A 14,156-nucleotide genomic window follows, 5' to 3' on the forward strand; every position below is an offset into this window, starting at 1 on the left:
CTCCTCAGATTGGGAAAACCAGTTCGCGAGAGCCATCCGGGCGCATCGCCGTAACGACGCCGAACTGCTCCAGGGATTCCAGGAGCGACGCGGCGCGGTTGTAGCCGATGCGCAGATGGCGTTGAACGAGGGAAATTGAGGCGCGGCCGTGTTGGACGATGACGTGGCGCGCCTGAGCCAGAAGCGGGTCGGCATTGGATTCGTCGTCGCCGCTAACGAGCGCCGGCCCGGTTGCCGTCCGGAACATATCGCCCTGGCGATCGTCGACGCATTCGCCGCCCAACACGTCGACCAGGTCCGCGATCAGCGGGCGTAGAGTGCTGGCCATCAAATAAAAGTCCGCCTCAAACGTGTCCGCGTCGTTCTTGGCAACGCGCTCCACATCCTTGTGCAGGGCCTCGCAGGGAAGGACGCGTTTCAGCACCAGCTCGTCGTCCAGCAGAAACGACACCTTGTCGTTCCAGGTAAGGCCCAGGCGCGTGCATTGCATGCCGTTCTGAAGGTGGCGGCGAATCTCGTCGGCCTCCAGCGGACGGTTTACGTACTGCACCGCGCCCGCGCCCTGACCGGTAGCGCGCAGGTCCGCCGTCGTGTCGATGGTGAAGCCTTCCGGCGCTTCGTCTTCGGCAAGCCAGCCCGTCATCGCGCCAGCCGCAGCGGTCTTGACGGTGAGGCGCTCCAGAACGAAGTTGTCGATGCTCTTGCACAGCAGACTGATGGCGGTATCTCGCGGGCCGCTCGCAGCGCTGTCGATGCAAAGGCGGCCAGCGTGCGTGTCGATCCATATCTGGACGTCATCCTGCTGCCGGAACGCCGCGGGCAGCATCTGCGTAATGACCTGCTCGCGGATCTCCTTGCGCTGCTTCTTTCCAGGCTTGAACCCCTGGGACTTTTCCACCTTTTCAGCGAGTTCCTGCAGTTGCAGTTCGATCGCCTTGGCGGGCATCACCCGCGATTCCGTGCGCATGCGCAGCAACAGGTGGCCCTGCACGGCATGCACCACGCCGAAGCCTTCGTGGACCGGGGCCCAGCCGGTAGACTCGGCCTGCAGATCCGTCGTGGGTACGAACAGAAAGCGCTCGAGCATGCTTGTCAGCTGCTCAAGGGTCACCACCCACCCAGCAGGGAGGGAGTAGACCGAGAGGTTGCGGAAAAACACCATGTCGGTCCCCGGCCGTTACTCAGGTGCGGCCATGCGACGGCGCGACGTGGACGCCGGCGCGCGCTGCTGCTCTGCGGTCATGGAGACACGGCGCGATTGGTACAGCTTGTGCAGGCGCGCGCGCTCGGCCAGGTCGTTCACCCCCTCGATCGAATCGCTGGCCAGGTCGAGGACGTCCAGGGATTTTGCGTTGGCGATCTGGTGTTCCACTGCGACCGGGTCCAGGCCCGGATCGCCCTCGGCGCTCGGCACCTCGGCCTGCTCGCTGGCGTCCTCCTCCTGAGCGGCAGGGGCGGCTGTGGCCGCGGTTCGTGCCTGACTGCCGGCGTCGGCTCGCACTCGTTCGGGGGTGGTGCTGGGGTGGGTGGCGGGCTCGCGCGCCTCGATGTCAGTTGCGTCTGCCTGCGAGGCCGCGGGCTGGCGCTGGCTCTGCTGAGCAGCTGCGCGCAGCTCGTCCACGTTGACGCTGATCGTGCCGTCCGGGCCCGTCGATGCTTCAATGATGTCCTGCGCCTCCTCGACGGATTGCAGGCCCATCAGCAGCTCGGGCGCGTAGAGCTTTCCGAAGAACGACGCGGTGCGGTAACGGAGCATGACCTCGTCCATGGTCTGCCACTTGCTGCCCGACTTCGTGTACCAGCCTTCCTTGACGGCCATTTCGATGGTGACCTTGGGAGACTCCAAGCGCTCTCCAGTCTCCTTCTCGATTGCCCATGCTACGCACACCTTGTCCCGGATCTTCACCGTGCGGCTGCTGGTTTCGCGCTGGCCGTTGTTCCAGCTGGTAGTCGTGTAGGCGACCTCCTTGTCGCCCAGGTCCTGGATGTCGAAGCGCAAGGGCGAGAACCGGCCGCAGCCGTTGATCGCGGCGATGATCCACTGCGACGACCACGACGGCCGCCCCTCCACGATGTAGAGGTTCTGCATGACCATCAACGGGTCGGCGCCCATGCGCTGCGCCATGTTCAGCGCGACGACGGAATTCGCCAGCGCGTTGGGGTTCTCGCGCGATTCTTTGACGTTGCCGTAGCGGTCCAGCTTCTCGATCGTCTGGCGGTAGGCGACAGGAACCAGGGTGCTGCTCGACAGCAGGCGCGCCGCGCGCTGCATGAGTTCGAAGCCCTGCAAGCTGCCAAAGCCGGGCGCCACCATCGGCATTTGCGATTCGGGCGCCGCGCGCAAGCTCTGGACGGTTGTGTTCTGGTTCATGGTTAGCTTCCTTTCTTCTGTTGTGCGCGGTAGTCGTGGTATTCGGCGGCCGTGGCCATTGCGACGGTCTGGCGCTCGGCGGGCTTGGCCTCCTTGTCGTTCTGCTTGACCTGGCTGACCAGGAACTCGGCGGGGTCCCAGGCCAGGTGCTGGGTAACGACCGATTTGCCGGCCTTGTCGGTGCGCCGGACGAACACGTCGCGGCTGACGGGGTGGAGGGACATGCGGGGCTCCTCTGGTTATCGGAAAAGGCAGGAGGACCAGCGCGCGCAGTACTTCTGGCTGCAAAGGACGCTGGAGGGGTTCGGAGGAAAAAGGCCGGTGCGGAACATGGCTGCCGCGTGCTCGAGCAGGCCGGGTCGGTCGGGCTCGCCGACCATGACGCGGCGAGCGTCAAAAACGGGGCTCACAGCGGTTGCCGCGCTGCCGCTGGTGGACAGGGCGATGATTTGCGAGCCGACCGTGCGCACCTTCTTGGTGTGCTCGTACATGAGCTGATAGGTGCCGGTCTGCGCGGCGCGGCCTTGCGTGACGGCCTTGCCGTCCTGCACGACGCGGGCGCCGGTCTTCACGTCGGGTACGACAATGCCGCCCTCGGTTTCGGCCACGCGCGCCCGGTCCATCGTGCCGGTGAGTCGTACGGTCATGCCGTTGCCGCAGTCGATGTCCAACGGGTCCAGCTTCGTCTCGACGTCGATGTAGGTGAACTTCGGGGCTACGTCCGCGCAGTACTTGACCAGGATGGTCAGGGCGATCTGCTCGGCTTTCGCCAGCGGCAGGCCGTCCTGCGTGTGGTCCACCTCGTAGGCAGGGTTGTGCAGCTCGCCGACCAGCACGTCGGCGGCCTCGTCGGGCGTGCAGGGCTTGCCTTCCAGGCGGGCCAGGTCGTAGGCGGCGGTGCCGGCGTGGACGGCCGTGCCGAGCAACGCGCGCATACCCGCGGGCTTCTTCATGCCCAGGATGTGCGTGCCTTCCCAGGCGTGCGCGCAGTCGAACAGGCGGCCCCAGCTCGAGGCGCGCACGGTGAAGATGTTGGGTTGCATGGTGGTCCCCATCAGCGAGCGGCGTGGTGGACTGCGCCCGCCTGCTGTTCCGGCTGGGCGTCCAGGGTCGGACCCACTACGCCGGTGGCGGCCAGCATCAGCGCGCCGACAGCGAACGCTGCGTAACCGGCCAGATCCAGATCGCGGCCTGCGCGGCGCGCGCGGCGCCAGAGAATGACAATGCGCCGGGCGTTCATGCGTGCCTCGCATAGTCAGATTCGGGCACGATCACAACGTCGCCGCGGATCTGATGGGGAATGCCGCGGGCGTCCTGGTAGAGGCGCGTCGCGGCCGGGTTGACGGGCAAGTTCTTTTGGATTCCGTCGTCGTCGACCAGCATGACGTGCACGCGGTCGGCGAGGCTGACCGTGTCCAGCGCGTCGGCGCCGAGCATCTGGCAGACGTCCTGGATGGCGTGAGGGCCGTGCAGGGCGGTTTCGGCGCCGTCGGTGCGGATCAGTTTGCGGATAGGCTTCATTGCCGAGTCTCCGAAAGAGGGCGCGCGCTGACCTGCCGCGATGGCATGCAGTCGAACGTGACGCTGGTGGTGGGCGGGAAGATGGCCAGGATGTCGAGACACTCGGCCTGCGTGGCGAAGCGCTCGATCACCATGACGGACGGGCGATCGTTGCCGGATGGCAAGAAGGCCAGCAGGACCCAGAGGGTGGCGGCGGTCATGCGCGTCCCCACGGATCGGTGCGGCGGCGATAGGCCGCGAACGCGTCGATGGCTCGGGCCATGCAGAACGCAATGGGCGGGAGGAGGAGGGCGACGGCAGTCACGGCTGCCCGCCCTTGCCGAGGATTTGGCGGGCGCGCAGGACGAGTTCATCCTGCAGCCGCTTCACACCTGCGGCGCCGGCGTCGCGGTCAAACTGCCATTTGCTGATGGCGGTCAAAGCGACGCCGGCGGCCGCTGTCGGCGATAAGTCGCACTGCAGCGTTTCGGTCCACCAATCGATGGGCTCGCCGAAGGCGCGGGCCGCGCGACCGGCGAACAGGTCGCAGAGGACGCTGAGGATGTCGGCGTCGGTAAGCTCGCGGGGGGCAAGCTTGACCACGGGATAGTCGTCGGCGTTGCTTCCGTGCGTTGAAGCAAGCGTCGGCAGCGCGTGGAGCGCAATAGGCCTGGCCGTGTTGAGGGAGGGGGATCGCATGGCGCCTCTTCCTTGTTCTGGTTGGTTGGGAGCGAATCGCTACCAACGGCTGCATAGTAGCGATACGCTACCAAAATTGCAATAGCAATTCGCTACCAGAACGAGATGGGCTCAGGCGAAAAAAAACCGCTCATCGGAGCGGTTGTGTGGTGGGGAGGGAGTCAGATACTCACGGCGACTATGCCAAGTAGGGCGATCAACACCAAGATCCATCGAAACTCCGGGTATGGTTGCGTGGAGGCGGTAGCAGGGAGGGGCTCCTCCAGCGGCCTTAGGGTAGCGTCGCGTTTGGCCCGATCAGCCTGGGCTGTTCGTCGTGCGGCCCAGGCTGCAGCGGCCTGTTCTGCAGTGACCCATTGCCCGCTGGTGCGCGGATCGGGGCGCGATGGGGCGGGCCGGGTCGTCTGGGCGCGTTTCACGCGTTCTATTCCGGCCAGTACGACCTTGTGGTGTGGACGAGGCTGCGGAGTGTGGTTCCTGCCTGGTGCGGCGACTGGTGCGCTCTGTTCCGCTGCTGCTCTTTGCTGCTGTAACTCACGCGCTCGCTGAGCGTTGGCTTCGTCGATTTTGCGCAGCGTCTCGCGATTGATCCGAGAGCACTCTTCGCGAATGACCTGCTCTGCCAGGGAAATCTCAACAATGAACAGCTCTTGTTTGCCTTGCCGGTAGTCTTTGAGGCGTTCAAAGACCGCTTTCTCCGCGCGATGGCGATCAAGAGTTTCAACCTCAAATAGGCATCGGTACCGTCCGGGATATCCGGTGCCGGCTTCGCCGTTTATATCAATGGCGCGCGCGTGCCCAGAGCGACTCGTTTCGCCGATCTTTACCCAGCCGTCCAGGAATGCGTCATTCCGGAGCACGTAGATGTAGCCGCGCGCATCGTCGATGCGACGGCGACGCGCGTCGGACGCCTTTTGAGGCATTTTGCTCTTGGCCCGATAGCCCGCATCCTCGACGCTCACGGGCGAGTCTGGATCACCATGTCCGGCGCCGACTGGTAGACGGGACGCCGCAAGTCGGGGTCTCCCGATGTCAGGCAGCGGAATGTAGCCGTGTACGTATAGAACGGGCGATCAAACCCGCTAGACATGTTGCTGACCAAGAGCTGCTTACCCCTGCTTGTGCAGAACGATTCCGCGGACTGGAGGGCGTTGGCTTCAGCTTCGGGCGCTCCACCTGACAGGTTGTGCTTCGTAGCAGAAATTCGATATGTATCAGGACCAAGCGTTAAGACCTTCTCCGTCGTTCCGCACGCCGTCAGGAGGGTTGCGAGGAAAAGGCATCCGATGATCCGCACGTAAAGTTCTCCGGTTATTTGTTGAAATTCGAGGAAGTGTTTGGTTGCACTAACCGCAAAAAATTTTCGCTATTCGTTGCCTGGAGCCGTCCCGTTGGGGGGCTGCGCGCCGGACGCGGATTGTCCACCGCCAGACGCGGCCACTGTTGGACGCGACTGCGTGAGCATGCTACGCAGCCTTTCTTGGCACCGCGGACTTTTTTCCGGCCGGTCGGCTTTCAACGACAGTGACGGCCGCCAGCAACGCAGTTTCCACTTCGCGTCTTTGGCTGGGTGTCAGGCTTGCGATCCGCGCATAGGGCACGTTTGAAAACGGCCAGGGTTCTGCGCTAGTAGCGAAACGTGCGTTCGCAATACGTGCGGCTTTTTCGCTACTTGCGGATGACTCGGAGGCCCCATAGGCTTCCTGATCAGCCGATTCCCAAGCCTCTGGATGTGGTTGGTCCATCCAGCCTGCCGGCTCTCCAATGGCTTCGGAGATTTTCTCCGCGAGCGTGTTCCCCACGCTTCTCGGATTCTTATCTTTCTTGCCTTGGAAGCCGGTGAGGATCTGCTCCAAGTACTTCTTACTGACCTGCGCGGCGTCAGCCAACACGTCTATGCCACCCGCTCGGGAAATGGCGACGCGAAGATTGGCAAGACGCACGGCACGTAAATTCATGCGGGGATAGTAGCAACCTGCTACCCGCGACGATACCCGCGATTCGCTATTGAAGTTTAAGTAGCGAATCGCTACCATATCGCCGCATGAGCACACTGAAATCCCTCTACGAAGCCGAAGGCCCCGATTTGCTCGACCGCCTGCACACGGCGACGCAAGCGAATCGGAAATACCTCTACCAGATCGCGACGGGCATTCGTAAGCCGTCGGCCGGTCTGGCGCGTCGGCTCACTACTGCCGATCCCCGGCTCACCCTGACGGAGCTTTTGTTCCCGGATGAAGCCCAGGACTTGCCGGCTGCTACGACCCCGGCGTCCAGGTCCGGCCCACGACCGAGGCAGGGCCATGCCTGAGCCTCGCGTGTTTGTCTCTGCGTCCAGGCCTCGGCTGATCGCTGCACAGGGGATGGCGCGATTGTCCGTCGGTCTTCCCCCATTCACCCGCTCATCTTGTACCGCACCCGCATGGTTCGGCGTCGACATGGCCAGCAAACCGGAAGAGACGGCTATCGCCAACTGCAGTGTCGACGGAGTCAGACGCACGCATGTGATTCCGGGCCGCTTCGACCTTTCCCCTTGATCTATGTCCATGTCGGCATTCTGCCCACCGCGCCGAGCGGGGCCAAGCCGAACAACTTCCGATAGGAATCCCATGACCAATCCCGTCCTGCACTCCCTCGAATCGCGCCCGGCTGAAACGTCCGCCGCTGGCAAATGCACTGAGCGCCTGGATATCCCCTGCACCAGCGACTTGTACGACGCGATCGCGGCCCTCGCCACGGTCAGCGGAAAGAACAAGGCCGAATACGCTCGCGCCGTCCTGGAGCAGCACGCGTTCGGCGCTTTGGGCTACGTGCGCGCACGCGCCAATCCGGTGGCATGACGCTATGACCCTCTCTGACATCAACCATTTCCACCTGTTCTCTGGAGCGGGTGTCGGCGCGGCCGGCATGCAAGACGCGCGGCCGGAGATACCGGGCCTGACCGGGCGCATGGTTTGCTTGGGCGGGATCGACGTTGACGCGGCGGGTGCCGCCGACTTCTTCCGCTTCACGGGCGTGCGTTGCACGGTGCGCGATCTGTTCAGCCGCCAGCAGTACACCGCATTCCATGGGCAGCAGCCCCCGGACGGTTGGGCCGAGGCCATGCCGGACGATATCCGGGCCGCTGCAGGCGGCCGCCGTCCGCACATCCTTTTCCTGTCGGCGCCGTGCAAAGGCTTCTCCGGCCTGTTGTCGCATTCCCGCAGCCTGACCGCCAAGTATCAGGCGCTCAACGAACTGACGCTGCGCGGCATCTGGCTGGCGCTGGAGGCCTGGAAGGACGACCCTGTCGAGGTTATCTTGTTCGAGAATGTGCCGCGCATCGCCTCGCGCGGGCGCCACTTCCTGGATCAGATTGTCCAGCTGCTGCGCCATTACGGCTACGTGGTCCGCGAGACGACCCACGACTGCGGCGAGCTGGGCGGCTTGGCGCAGAGCCGCAAGCGCTTCCTCATGGTCGCGCGCCACGCCGACAAGGTGCCTGCGTTCATCTATGAGCCTCCCAAGCGTCCGCTGCGCGCCGTTGGCGAGATTTTAGGCCGCATGCACCTGCCGGGCGACCTGCGCGCCGGCCCGATGCACCGAATCCCGAATCTGAGCTGGAAAACCTGGGTGCGGCTGGCGTTCGTGGAGGCGGGCAGCGATTGGCGCAGCTTGAACCGCCTGACAGTCCAGGACGGCTACCTGCAGGATTACCTGCTGGTGCCGGAAATGCACCGCGGCGCCTTAGGCGTGCACAGCATGCAGGACAGCGTCGGCGTAATCGCCGGCCGCAACTTTCCCTTGAATGGCGCTTTCTCAGTGGCGGATCCTCGCTTTGATCCGTCTGCAGCGTGGAAGGACGGCCAGGCCTACGGTGTCCGCCGCTGGGATTCGTCGACGGGCGCGATCGCAGGACAACAAGGACCGGGGCAGGGCGCCTATACCGTCGCCGACCCGCGCCACCACGGGCCCGCCAAGCACAGCAACGAATTCCGCATCGTGCGCTATGACGCCGCGGCGCGTGCGGTCACGGGTGCGCATGGCACCGGGCAATGCGTCGCGGATCCTCGCGGCGGTCCTGACGCAAGCAAGCTGCACGGCAAATATCACACTGCGCGCTGGAGCGAGCATGCCCATGCGGTCATCGCCGGCAACGCCAATGGCGCATTTTCCGTGGCCGATCCGCGCCCCGGCCTGGCCCGCGAGCGCGGCGATCACTATCTGACCGCTGGGCATTACGGGGTGGCCGCCTGGGACAAGCACATCGGCGCCGTGTCGGCATCGGCTTGTCACGACAACGGCTCATGGTCCGTGGCTGATCCGCGCTCCTTGCCGGCCGCGAATGACAAGCTGGTGTGCCGGATCGTGGCCGAGGACGGCACCTGGCATCGGCCGTTCACCACGCTCGAGCTCGCGGCCCTACAAAGCCTGTACGACCCTGACGATTACGCCGAAGCCGAGGCGCGCGGCGAACCGTTCCAGATGGACGGCGCCAGCGATAGCGCGCACCGGGAGCGCATCGGCAATGCCGTCCCGCGCAAGGCGGCGCGCGCTATGGGCGAGGTCATCGGCCAGGCCATCCTGCTGGCCCGGGCCGGCGAATCCTTCCAGCTGTCGGCCACGCCGATCTGGGTGCGGCCCATCGCTACGGCTCTCGCTGTGCGCGGGGAGGATCATCCATGACGACGGTTCTACGTGCCTTTGGAGACGTCTGCCTGCGGTACCTCAGCGGTCCCGTAAATTGGATGCGGACGGGACGACGGGACGCCCAGCGCTTGCAGGTGGTCGTGAATATTGGCCGCTGTGACAGTGACTTTGTGGGCGAAGGACCAGCAGCAGTCACGGATTTGCCGTTCGACGTCGTCCGGCTCCAAAGCCGAATCCGCACGCGCCTGTTCGCAGAGGGAATCAAACAGGTCCATGGCCTGTTTCAGATGCTGCAGGCTGCTGATGATCCCCGTGATGTGCAGCATGTTCGCAGGCGGCTCCACCTCGGTCATAGGGATAGCCTGAAGCGACGTCAACACCTTGTCCGCAATTGTTCTTGTCGCCGGGAACATGTGGACGACTCTGGGGTCCGCCTTGGCTCCCATCATCAGCTCGAGCGCGTTCAGAATCTGGTCCGTACTTGTCAGAACCAGGGCGCCGAAGGACTGCTGTTTGGCCAGGCGGGCAGCCTGTCTTTCGGCCTCTTGGCGTTGAGCCTGCGCGGCTTGGCGGGATCCCAAGTGGTAGGACGCGAGGATCGCGATGATGGAGCCGATCGCTTGTACCCAGCCAGCGGCATCGGCGCTCGTCTTTGGCGCAAGGCTGTCCATTTGAGGGGCAAACAGTACGGTCATAAGGCCGATGGCCGTAAAGTACCCCACGATGCCCAATGCCGCGGCGATCGCGATTGTCCTGGCATGGCTTCGCAATTTATCTCTCCCGTTTGGTGGTCGGCGCGCCATATTACTGTGCGGCGGGAGGCGCCATGACACCCAAACGACCCTTAATCCGCTACCACGGCGGCAAATGGCGGTTGGCACCCTGGATCATCCAGCACCTGCCGCCACACCGCTGCTACGTCGAACCGTTTGGCGGGGCCGCCGGCGTCCTCCTGCAGAAAGAGCGAGCGTACGCCGAGGTCTACAACGATCTCGATGGCGACATCGTGAATCTGTTTCGGGTGCTTCGCGACCCCGAGGGCGGCGCGCGCCTGATCGATCTGGTCAAGCTGACGCCTTACGCGCGCGACGAATTCGACGATGCCTATGAATCCCATCCCGACCCCGTTGAGCGGGCGCGCCGCACCATAGTTCGCGCGTCTATGGGCTTTGGCTCGGCAGGGGCAACGAAGGGTACGACAGGCTTTCGCATAGACACGCGCCGGCGCTACGGTACCGCGCAGCAACTCTGGGCCGAGTACCCCGCCACGCTTGGCCCTGTAATCCAGCGCTTGACCGGCGTGATGATCGAAAACCGGCCTGCGCTTGACGTCATTCGCCAGCACGACGCTCCAGACACGCTGTTCTTTGTCGATCCGCCGTATCTGCACGAGACGCGGTATGCCGGCGCCGCACATGGCCGGTACTACGCCCACGAAATGAACAATGCCGACCACGGTGAGCTGCTGGAAGGGCTCCGCCAGGTGCGAGGCATGGTCGCACTCTGCGGCTATCCCAGCTTGCTTTACGACGATGCCCTGATGGGCTGGGCGAAGACCACCACCAACGCGCGGATCAGCGCAGCCCGTGGGACGGCCGTACGCACAGAGTGTTTATGGCTTAACCCTGCATGCGTTGACGCGCTGAACCATGCGGGCTTGCTTTCTTCGGAGGGCCCATGACGAGCCCGAATCAGCTTCCCGCGCCCCTGACACCGGCAGATTGCGATCTGCGTGACTTCGCCTTCATGCCCCTGGACGTGCTGCGATTGCGCGACAGTGACCTTGCAGTGAAGGCCGACGGCGAGGCCTTCCGTTGCGCCGTGCTCCTTTGGTGCGCGTCTTGGCACCAAGTGCCTGCGGCGAGCCTCCCGGATGACAACGACGTCCTGGCGCAGCTGGCCGGCTTCGGCCGCGTCGCGAAAGAATGGATGCGTCATCGTGAAGGCGCGCTGCGCGGCTGGGTGAAATGCGCGGATGGTCGCCTGTACCACCCCGTCGTCGCTGAGAAAGCCGTCGAGGCCTGGCGCGCCAAGCTGGTCCAGCGCTGGAAGACCGAATGCGCCCGGATCAAGAAGCACAACCAGCGGCATGAAACCAGCCATCCTGTCCTTGACCTAGATGAATGGCTGTCTCTCGGTTGTCCCCAGGGACAACCCCTGTCTGTCCGAGGGACAAGCGCCGATGTCCCCAAGGAAAGGCCTAACGGTCCATCGGGACAACCCACGACTGTCCCTCGGGAAACGCACTCCAAGGGACAGGGAGAGGGACAGGGACAGTATTTAAAAGAAAAAGAAGCAGCGGCGGCGTCTCTCGCGCATGCGCCTGCACGCGAGGCCGACCGCACGCTGCCGCCGCTTGGCGAGGGCAAGACAGCGCAAGAACTGGCGATGGCTGTGGCGATCTGGTTGCGGCGCGAGGAGCAGGCCCGTGGCAAGCCGCCACGCGGCACGAACGGCAGCGACCCCCGCATTGCAGCCTGGCTCGAGGCCGGCGCCACCGGGCTGCAGCTGGCTGAGGCCTACGACTTGGCCGTGCTGGACCGGGAGGCCACAGGCGACGCCGGACCCATCACGCCCGGCTTCCTCGATGTCTTCGTGGGCAAGGTGCTGCACCCGCCCAAGGGCGAGAGCGTCGTGAACGGCAAGCCACGGCAGGCCGCGGCGTCGGATCCGCTGGCCTGGGCCACAACCGCATCAGGGATCACAGCCAAGGGCCAGGAGTTGGGCATCGCGCAAGAGCCGGGCGAAATCTTCCCCGCGTTCAAAGCGCGAGTGCATGCGGCGGCAGGCCTTACCGACGCCGATCGCGCCCGACTACTGGCCGACTACGGGGTGCGCACATGACGGCCGCCGTGCAATGCGTCGCCTGCGAGCGCTTCACCCTGCGCCATCACGCTGGCATGGCCGCGCAAGGCCTGGGCCGGTGCCTCGACATGACCGACCGCCCGGGTACGTTCGTCAGCCCGGGATTTCCCCGGCAGTGCCGGACCCATCAACCTGCGCCGGCGGACAAGACCGCGGCGCGCATCGAATGGCTGCGCGAGCTGCGCAGCGAGGGAGCCACATGCTGAAATTCGACATTCCCGGCGTGCCTGTGGGCAAAGGCCGTCCGCGCGCTGCGGCCCGGGGCAAACACATCCAGCTGTACACGCCCGAGAAAACTGCCAGCTACGAGGGCGTCATCGCGCTAACGGCGCGCCAGGCGATGGCTGGCAGATTGTTGATCGAGGGGCCGGTGCTGACGGTCATGGAGATCCGGCTGCCGATTCCCCAGTCCTGGCCTAAGCGCAAGCAACAGGCCGCCCTTGCTGGCACCGAGTATCCGACCAAGAAGCCGGACGCTGACAACGTCATCAAGGCAATTTTTGACGCACTGAACGGCGTCGTTTGGCATGACGACACGCAAGTCGTGGATATGGTCGTGCGCAAGCGATACGCGGCCGTCCCCGGCGTTGCGATGGAAATCTCCCGTGTGTGCGCCGATGCTGGCCAAAACTCGCTGGGGCTGGAGGCGCGCGCATGAGCACCGCAGCACGCAACGCCGAAATCACGCGCCGGCGGCTCGCTGGTGAGCGGCCTTCGGATCTGGGCCTGGAGTTCGGCATCACCCCGGAGCGAGTCTGGCAAATCGTGCAGGCCGAGCAGCGCCGGCAGCGCGGTGAGCCGCCGGCCCGGCGCCAACGTGGCGTGGCCCCGGCTGTCCCCCTGGAACCCCCCTGGCGATCCGAACCGTTCGCGGTTCGTCCGCGCCTGCGCAAGGCTGCATCGGGCCTGTGGGAGTGCAGTTGCGGACAGGTGGCGCGTGCGGCTGCCTCGCCTGCCGATGCGTACAGCCGATGGCTGACCGCTTCGATCGCAGACGCGCAGCCCAAAGCGCCGACTGTGGTGCCCCCGACGCCGCCCGCAGCGCCAAAGGCTGAGGACGAAGTTTTGCGCGCGATCGCCGGCTACCGCGGCGACGTCGAAATCGTCAAAGGCGCGCCGGCTCGCAAGCCGCTTTCCTTCGCCTCGCGCCTCGGCCTGAACCTGGAGCGCGTCGGCCGGGCCCAGCCGCCGGTGCAGAGCCTGGCAGGTGCGCGCAGCCCTCGCAACGGCGGGTTTCATGACCAGGAATGACCAGCCGGCCCGACAGGCCGGCGCACAAATTTTTCTCGATTGCCAGGAGCGCACAGTGTCCGAACCGCTTTTCAAGGGTGCCCACCAGGCGCTCACGTACGCCTTCAACTACTCCAGCGGCACGTTGGACAGGCCGGCCATGGTGAAGATGGCCGACCGAATGCCTCGCACCGGCCGCGGCCTGGCCGGCGTCGATGGCGCAGCGCAGGCGGGCTTCATCCTGCGCGAACTGCAAGCGTTGTCGCCGCTGCACCAGCGGATCCTCGAGGCCGCGTTTCTGCCGCAGACCACCCCGTGCCCGTGCTGCCACAGCGCCGTCTGGAACGCCGAATGGCTGCAATCGGTCCGCGTTGTGTCTGACGCCGCCATGGGTGCGGGCGTGCTGTCGGGTCATGTCGTGCATCGGGTTGTCCGCGACGGCTTGGTGATGCGGTATTTCGCGACCAAGGCAAACCGGCCGCGCATTGTGCTCTCGGATCTTGCAAGCAAGGCCGGCATCAGCGAGCGCACCGTCACCGACCAGAACGGAAAAATTACGCTTTGGCTGCGTGGCGCGCGCCTGGTGCGGAAAGGGCGGGGCGAGTTCGACGAGGGGAAGAAGGGCGAGGAGGCCAAAGCCATGGAGCAGGTCGAAGCCGTGCTGCGTGAAGCCGAAATCGTGGGCGAGTTGGCGGTCGCGGCTTGACATTTGCGGATTGCATCCGCAAAATCCGCCTCATTCTGTCACTGGTCATCAGTGCGCCCAAGACCCCGCCGGCAAGCCGAGCGGGGTTTTTTGTTGCCCTCCCTCCTGGCTTTCTCCTCTCCATGCCCTCCAAAAAATCCCCAGCGCCCAAGCCGG

The 14,156-nt window shown here is 64.9% G+C and carries 20 protein-coding genes; 9 read left to right on the forward strand and 11 right to left on the reverse strand.

All coding sequences use genetic code 11. The features are described from left to right. Positions 1-4 precede the first annotated feature (4 nt). The 10 genes from rdgC to ABE485_RS12150 all read right to left on the reverse strand — a co-directional run bounded on the left by rdgC (position 5) and on the right by ABE485_RS12150 (position 6,528). The gene (gene rdgC, locus ABE485_RS12105; protein ID WP_346515539.1) at positions 5-1,162 is read right to left on the reverse strand and encodes a recombination-associated protein RdgC; all 1,158 of its coding nucleotides are present in this window, start codon (positions 1,160-1,162) and stop codon (positions 5-7) included. A gap of 15 nt (positions 1,163-1,177) precedes the next feature. Beyond that, positions 1,178-2,371, reverse strand: coding sequence for a hypothetical protein (locus ABE485_RS12110; RefSeq protein ID WP_346515540.1), 1,194 nt, complete (start codon positions 2,369-2,371; stop codon positions 1,178-1,180). Between the two features lie 2 nt (positions 2,372-2,373). Next, positions 2,374-2,595 carry a hypothetical protein gene (locus tag ABE485_RS12115; protein ID WP_346515541.1) on the reverse strand — a complete coding sequence of 74 codons (222 nt, stop codon included), beginning with the start codon at positions 2,593-2,595 and terminating at the stop codon, positions 2,374-2,376. Positions 2,596-2,610: 15 nt separating this feature from the next. Continuing rightward, on the reverse strand, positions 2,611-3,414 hold the full coding sequence (locus tag ABE485_RS12120; protein WP_346515542.1) for a RecB family exonuclease: 804 nt from the start codon (positions 3,412-3,414) through the stop codon (positions 2,611-2,613). Positions 3,415-3,425: 11 nt separating this feature from the next. Continuing rightward, positions 3,426-3,611 (reverse strand): hypothetical protein, encoded by a 186-nt coding sequence (locus ABE485_RS12125; RefSeq protein WP_346515543.1) that lies wholly within the window; start codon positions 3,609-3,611, stop codon positions 3,426-3,428. After that, on the reverse strand, positions 3,608-3,892 hold the full coding sequence (locus tag ABE485_RS12130; protein ID WP_346515544.1) for a DUF3846 domain-containing protein: 285 nt from the start codon (positions 3,890-3,892) through the stop codon (positions 3,608-3,610). Before ABE485_RS12130 ends, ABE485_RS12125 begins: the two co-directional genes overlap by 4 nt. Continuing rightward, positions 3,889-4,092: a hypothetical protein gene (locus ABE485_RS12135; protein ID WP_346515545.1), complete on the reverse strand. Its 204-nt coding sequence runs from the start codon at positions 4,090-4,092 to the stop codon at positions 3,889-3,891. The genes ABE485_RS12130 and ABE485_RS12135 overlap by 4 nt, the downstream gene beginning before the upstream one ends. 100 nt (positions 4,093-4,192) lie before the next feature. After that, positions 4,193-4,570, reverse strand: coding sequence for a hypothetical protein (locus ABE485_RS12140; protein WP_346515546.1), 378 nt, complete (start codon positions 4,568-4,570; stop codon positions 4,193-4,195). Positions 4,571-4,731: 161 nt separating this feature from the next. Beyond that, positions 4,732-5,532: a GIY-YIG nuclease family protein gene (locus tag ABE485_RS12145; RefSeq protein WP_346515547.1), complete on the reverse strand. Its 801-nt coding sequence runs from the start codon at positions 5,530-5,532 to the stop codon at positions 4,732-4,734. 504 nt (positions 5,533-6,036) lie between these two features. Continuing rightward, complete coding sequence (locus ABE485_RS12150) at positions 6,037-6,528, reverse strand: hypothetical protein (RefSeq protein WP_346515548.1); 492 nt, start codon at positions 6,526-6,528, stop codon at positions 6,037-6,039. An 86-nt stretch (positions 6,529-6,614) separates the two neighbouring features. On the opposite strand from ABE485_RS12150, the gene ABE485_RS12155 reads away from it, so the two are divergent. From ABE485_RS12155 to ABE485_RS12165, 3 genes are all read left to right on the forward strand, one after another. Further along, positions 6,615-6,881 carry a hypothetical protein gene (locus tag ABE485_RS12155; protein ID WP_346515549.1) on the forward strand — a complete coding sequence of 89 codons (267 nt, stop codon included), beginning with the start codon at positions 6,615-6,617 and terminating at the stop codon, positions 6,879-6,881. Between the two features lie 298 nt (positions 6,882-7,179). Continuing rightward, positions 7,180-7,410 carry a hypothetical protein gene (locus ABE485_RS12160; RefSeq protein ID WP_313619522.1) on the forward strand — a complete coding sequence of 77 codons (231 nt, stop codon included), beginning with the start codon at positions 7,180-7,182 and terminating at the stop codon, positions 7,408-7,410. A 4-nt stretch (positions 7,411-7,414) separates the two neighbouring features. After that, the gene (locus ABE485_RS12165; RefSeq protein ID WP_346515550.1) at positions 7,415-9,235 is read left to right on the forward strand and encodes a DNA cytosine methyltransferase; all 1,821 of its coding nucleotides are present in this window, start codon (positions 7,415-7,417) and stop codon (positions 9,233-9,235) included. Positions 9,236-9,243: 8 nt separating this feature from the next. Here ABE485_RS12165 and ABE485_RS12170 read toward each other — a convergent pair whose 3' ends face one another. Then, the gene (locus ABE485_RS12170; RefSeq protein ID WP_346515551.1) at positions 9,244-9,969 is read right to left on the reverse strand and encodes a hypothetical protein; all 726 of its coding nucleotides are present in this window, start codon (positions 9,967-9,969) and stop codon (positions 9,244-9,246) included. A 56-nt stretch (positions 9,970-10,025) separates the two neighbouring features. Here ABE485_RS12170 and ABE485_RS12175 point away from each other — a divergent pair, with 56 nt between their 5' ends. From ABE485_RS12175 to ABE485_RS12200, 6 genes are read left to right on the forward strand one after another with little or no spacing between them, the layout of a single operon-like run. Then, positions 10,026-10,880 carry a DNA adenine methylase gene (locus ABE485_RS12175; protein ID WP_346515552.1) on the forward strand — a complete coding sequence of 285 codons (855 nt, stop codon included), beginning with the start codon at positions 10,026-10,028 and terminating at the stop codon, positions 10,878-10,880. Beyond that, positions 10,877-12,043: a DUF1376 domain-containing protein gene (locus tag ABE485_RS12180; RefSeq protein WP_346515553.1), complete on the forward strand. Its 1,167-nt coding sequence runs from the start codon at positions 10,877-10,879 to the stop codon at positions 12,041-12,043. Before ABE485_RS12175 ends, ABE485_RS12180 begins: the two co-directional genes overlap by 4 nt. Then, positions 12,040-12,270: a hypothetical protein gene (locus ABE485_RS12185; RefSeq protein WP_346515554.1), complete on the forward strand. Its 231-nt coding sequence runs from the start codon at positions 12,040-12,042 to the stop codon at positions 12,268-12,270. The genes ABE485_RS12180 and ABE485_RS12185 overlap by 4 nt, the downstream gene beginning before the upstream one ends. Further along, the gene (locus tag ABE485_RS12190; RefSeq protein WP_346515555.1) at positions 12,264-12,722 is read left to right on the forward strand and encodes a RusA family crossover junction endodeoxyribonuclease; all 459 of its coding nucleotides are present in this window, start codon (positions 12,264-12,266) and stop codon (positions 12,720-12,722) included. Before ABE485_RS12185 ends, ABE485_RS12190 begins: the two co-directional genes overlap by 7 nt. Beyond that, positions 12,719-13,315 carry a hypothetical protein gene (locus ABE485_RS12195; RefSeq protein WP_346515556.1) on the forward strand — a complete coding sequence of 199 codons (597 nt, stop codon included), beginning with the start codon at positions 12,719-12,721 and terminating at the stop codon, positions 13,313-13,315. The genes ABE485_RS12190 and ABE485_RS12195 overlap by 4 nt, the downstream gene beginning before the upstream one ends. Beyond that, positions 13,302-14,000 carry a hypothetical protein gene (locus ABE485_RS12200; protein ID WP_346515557.1) on the forward strand — a complete coding sequence of 233 codons (699 nt, stop codon included), beginning with the start codon at positions 13,302-13,304 and terminating at the stop codon, positions 13,998-14,000. Before ABE485_RS12195 ends, ABE485_RS12200 begins: the two co-directional genes overlap by 14 nt. Positions 14,001-14,156 lie beyond the last annotated feature (156 nt).

The sequence above is a fragment of the Achromobacter spanius genome (assembly GCF_039673305.1).
Classification (GTDB): Bacteria; Pseudomonadota; Gammaproteobacteria; order Burkholderiales; family Burkholderiaceae_B; genus Achromobacter; species Achromobacter spanius_F.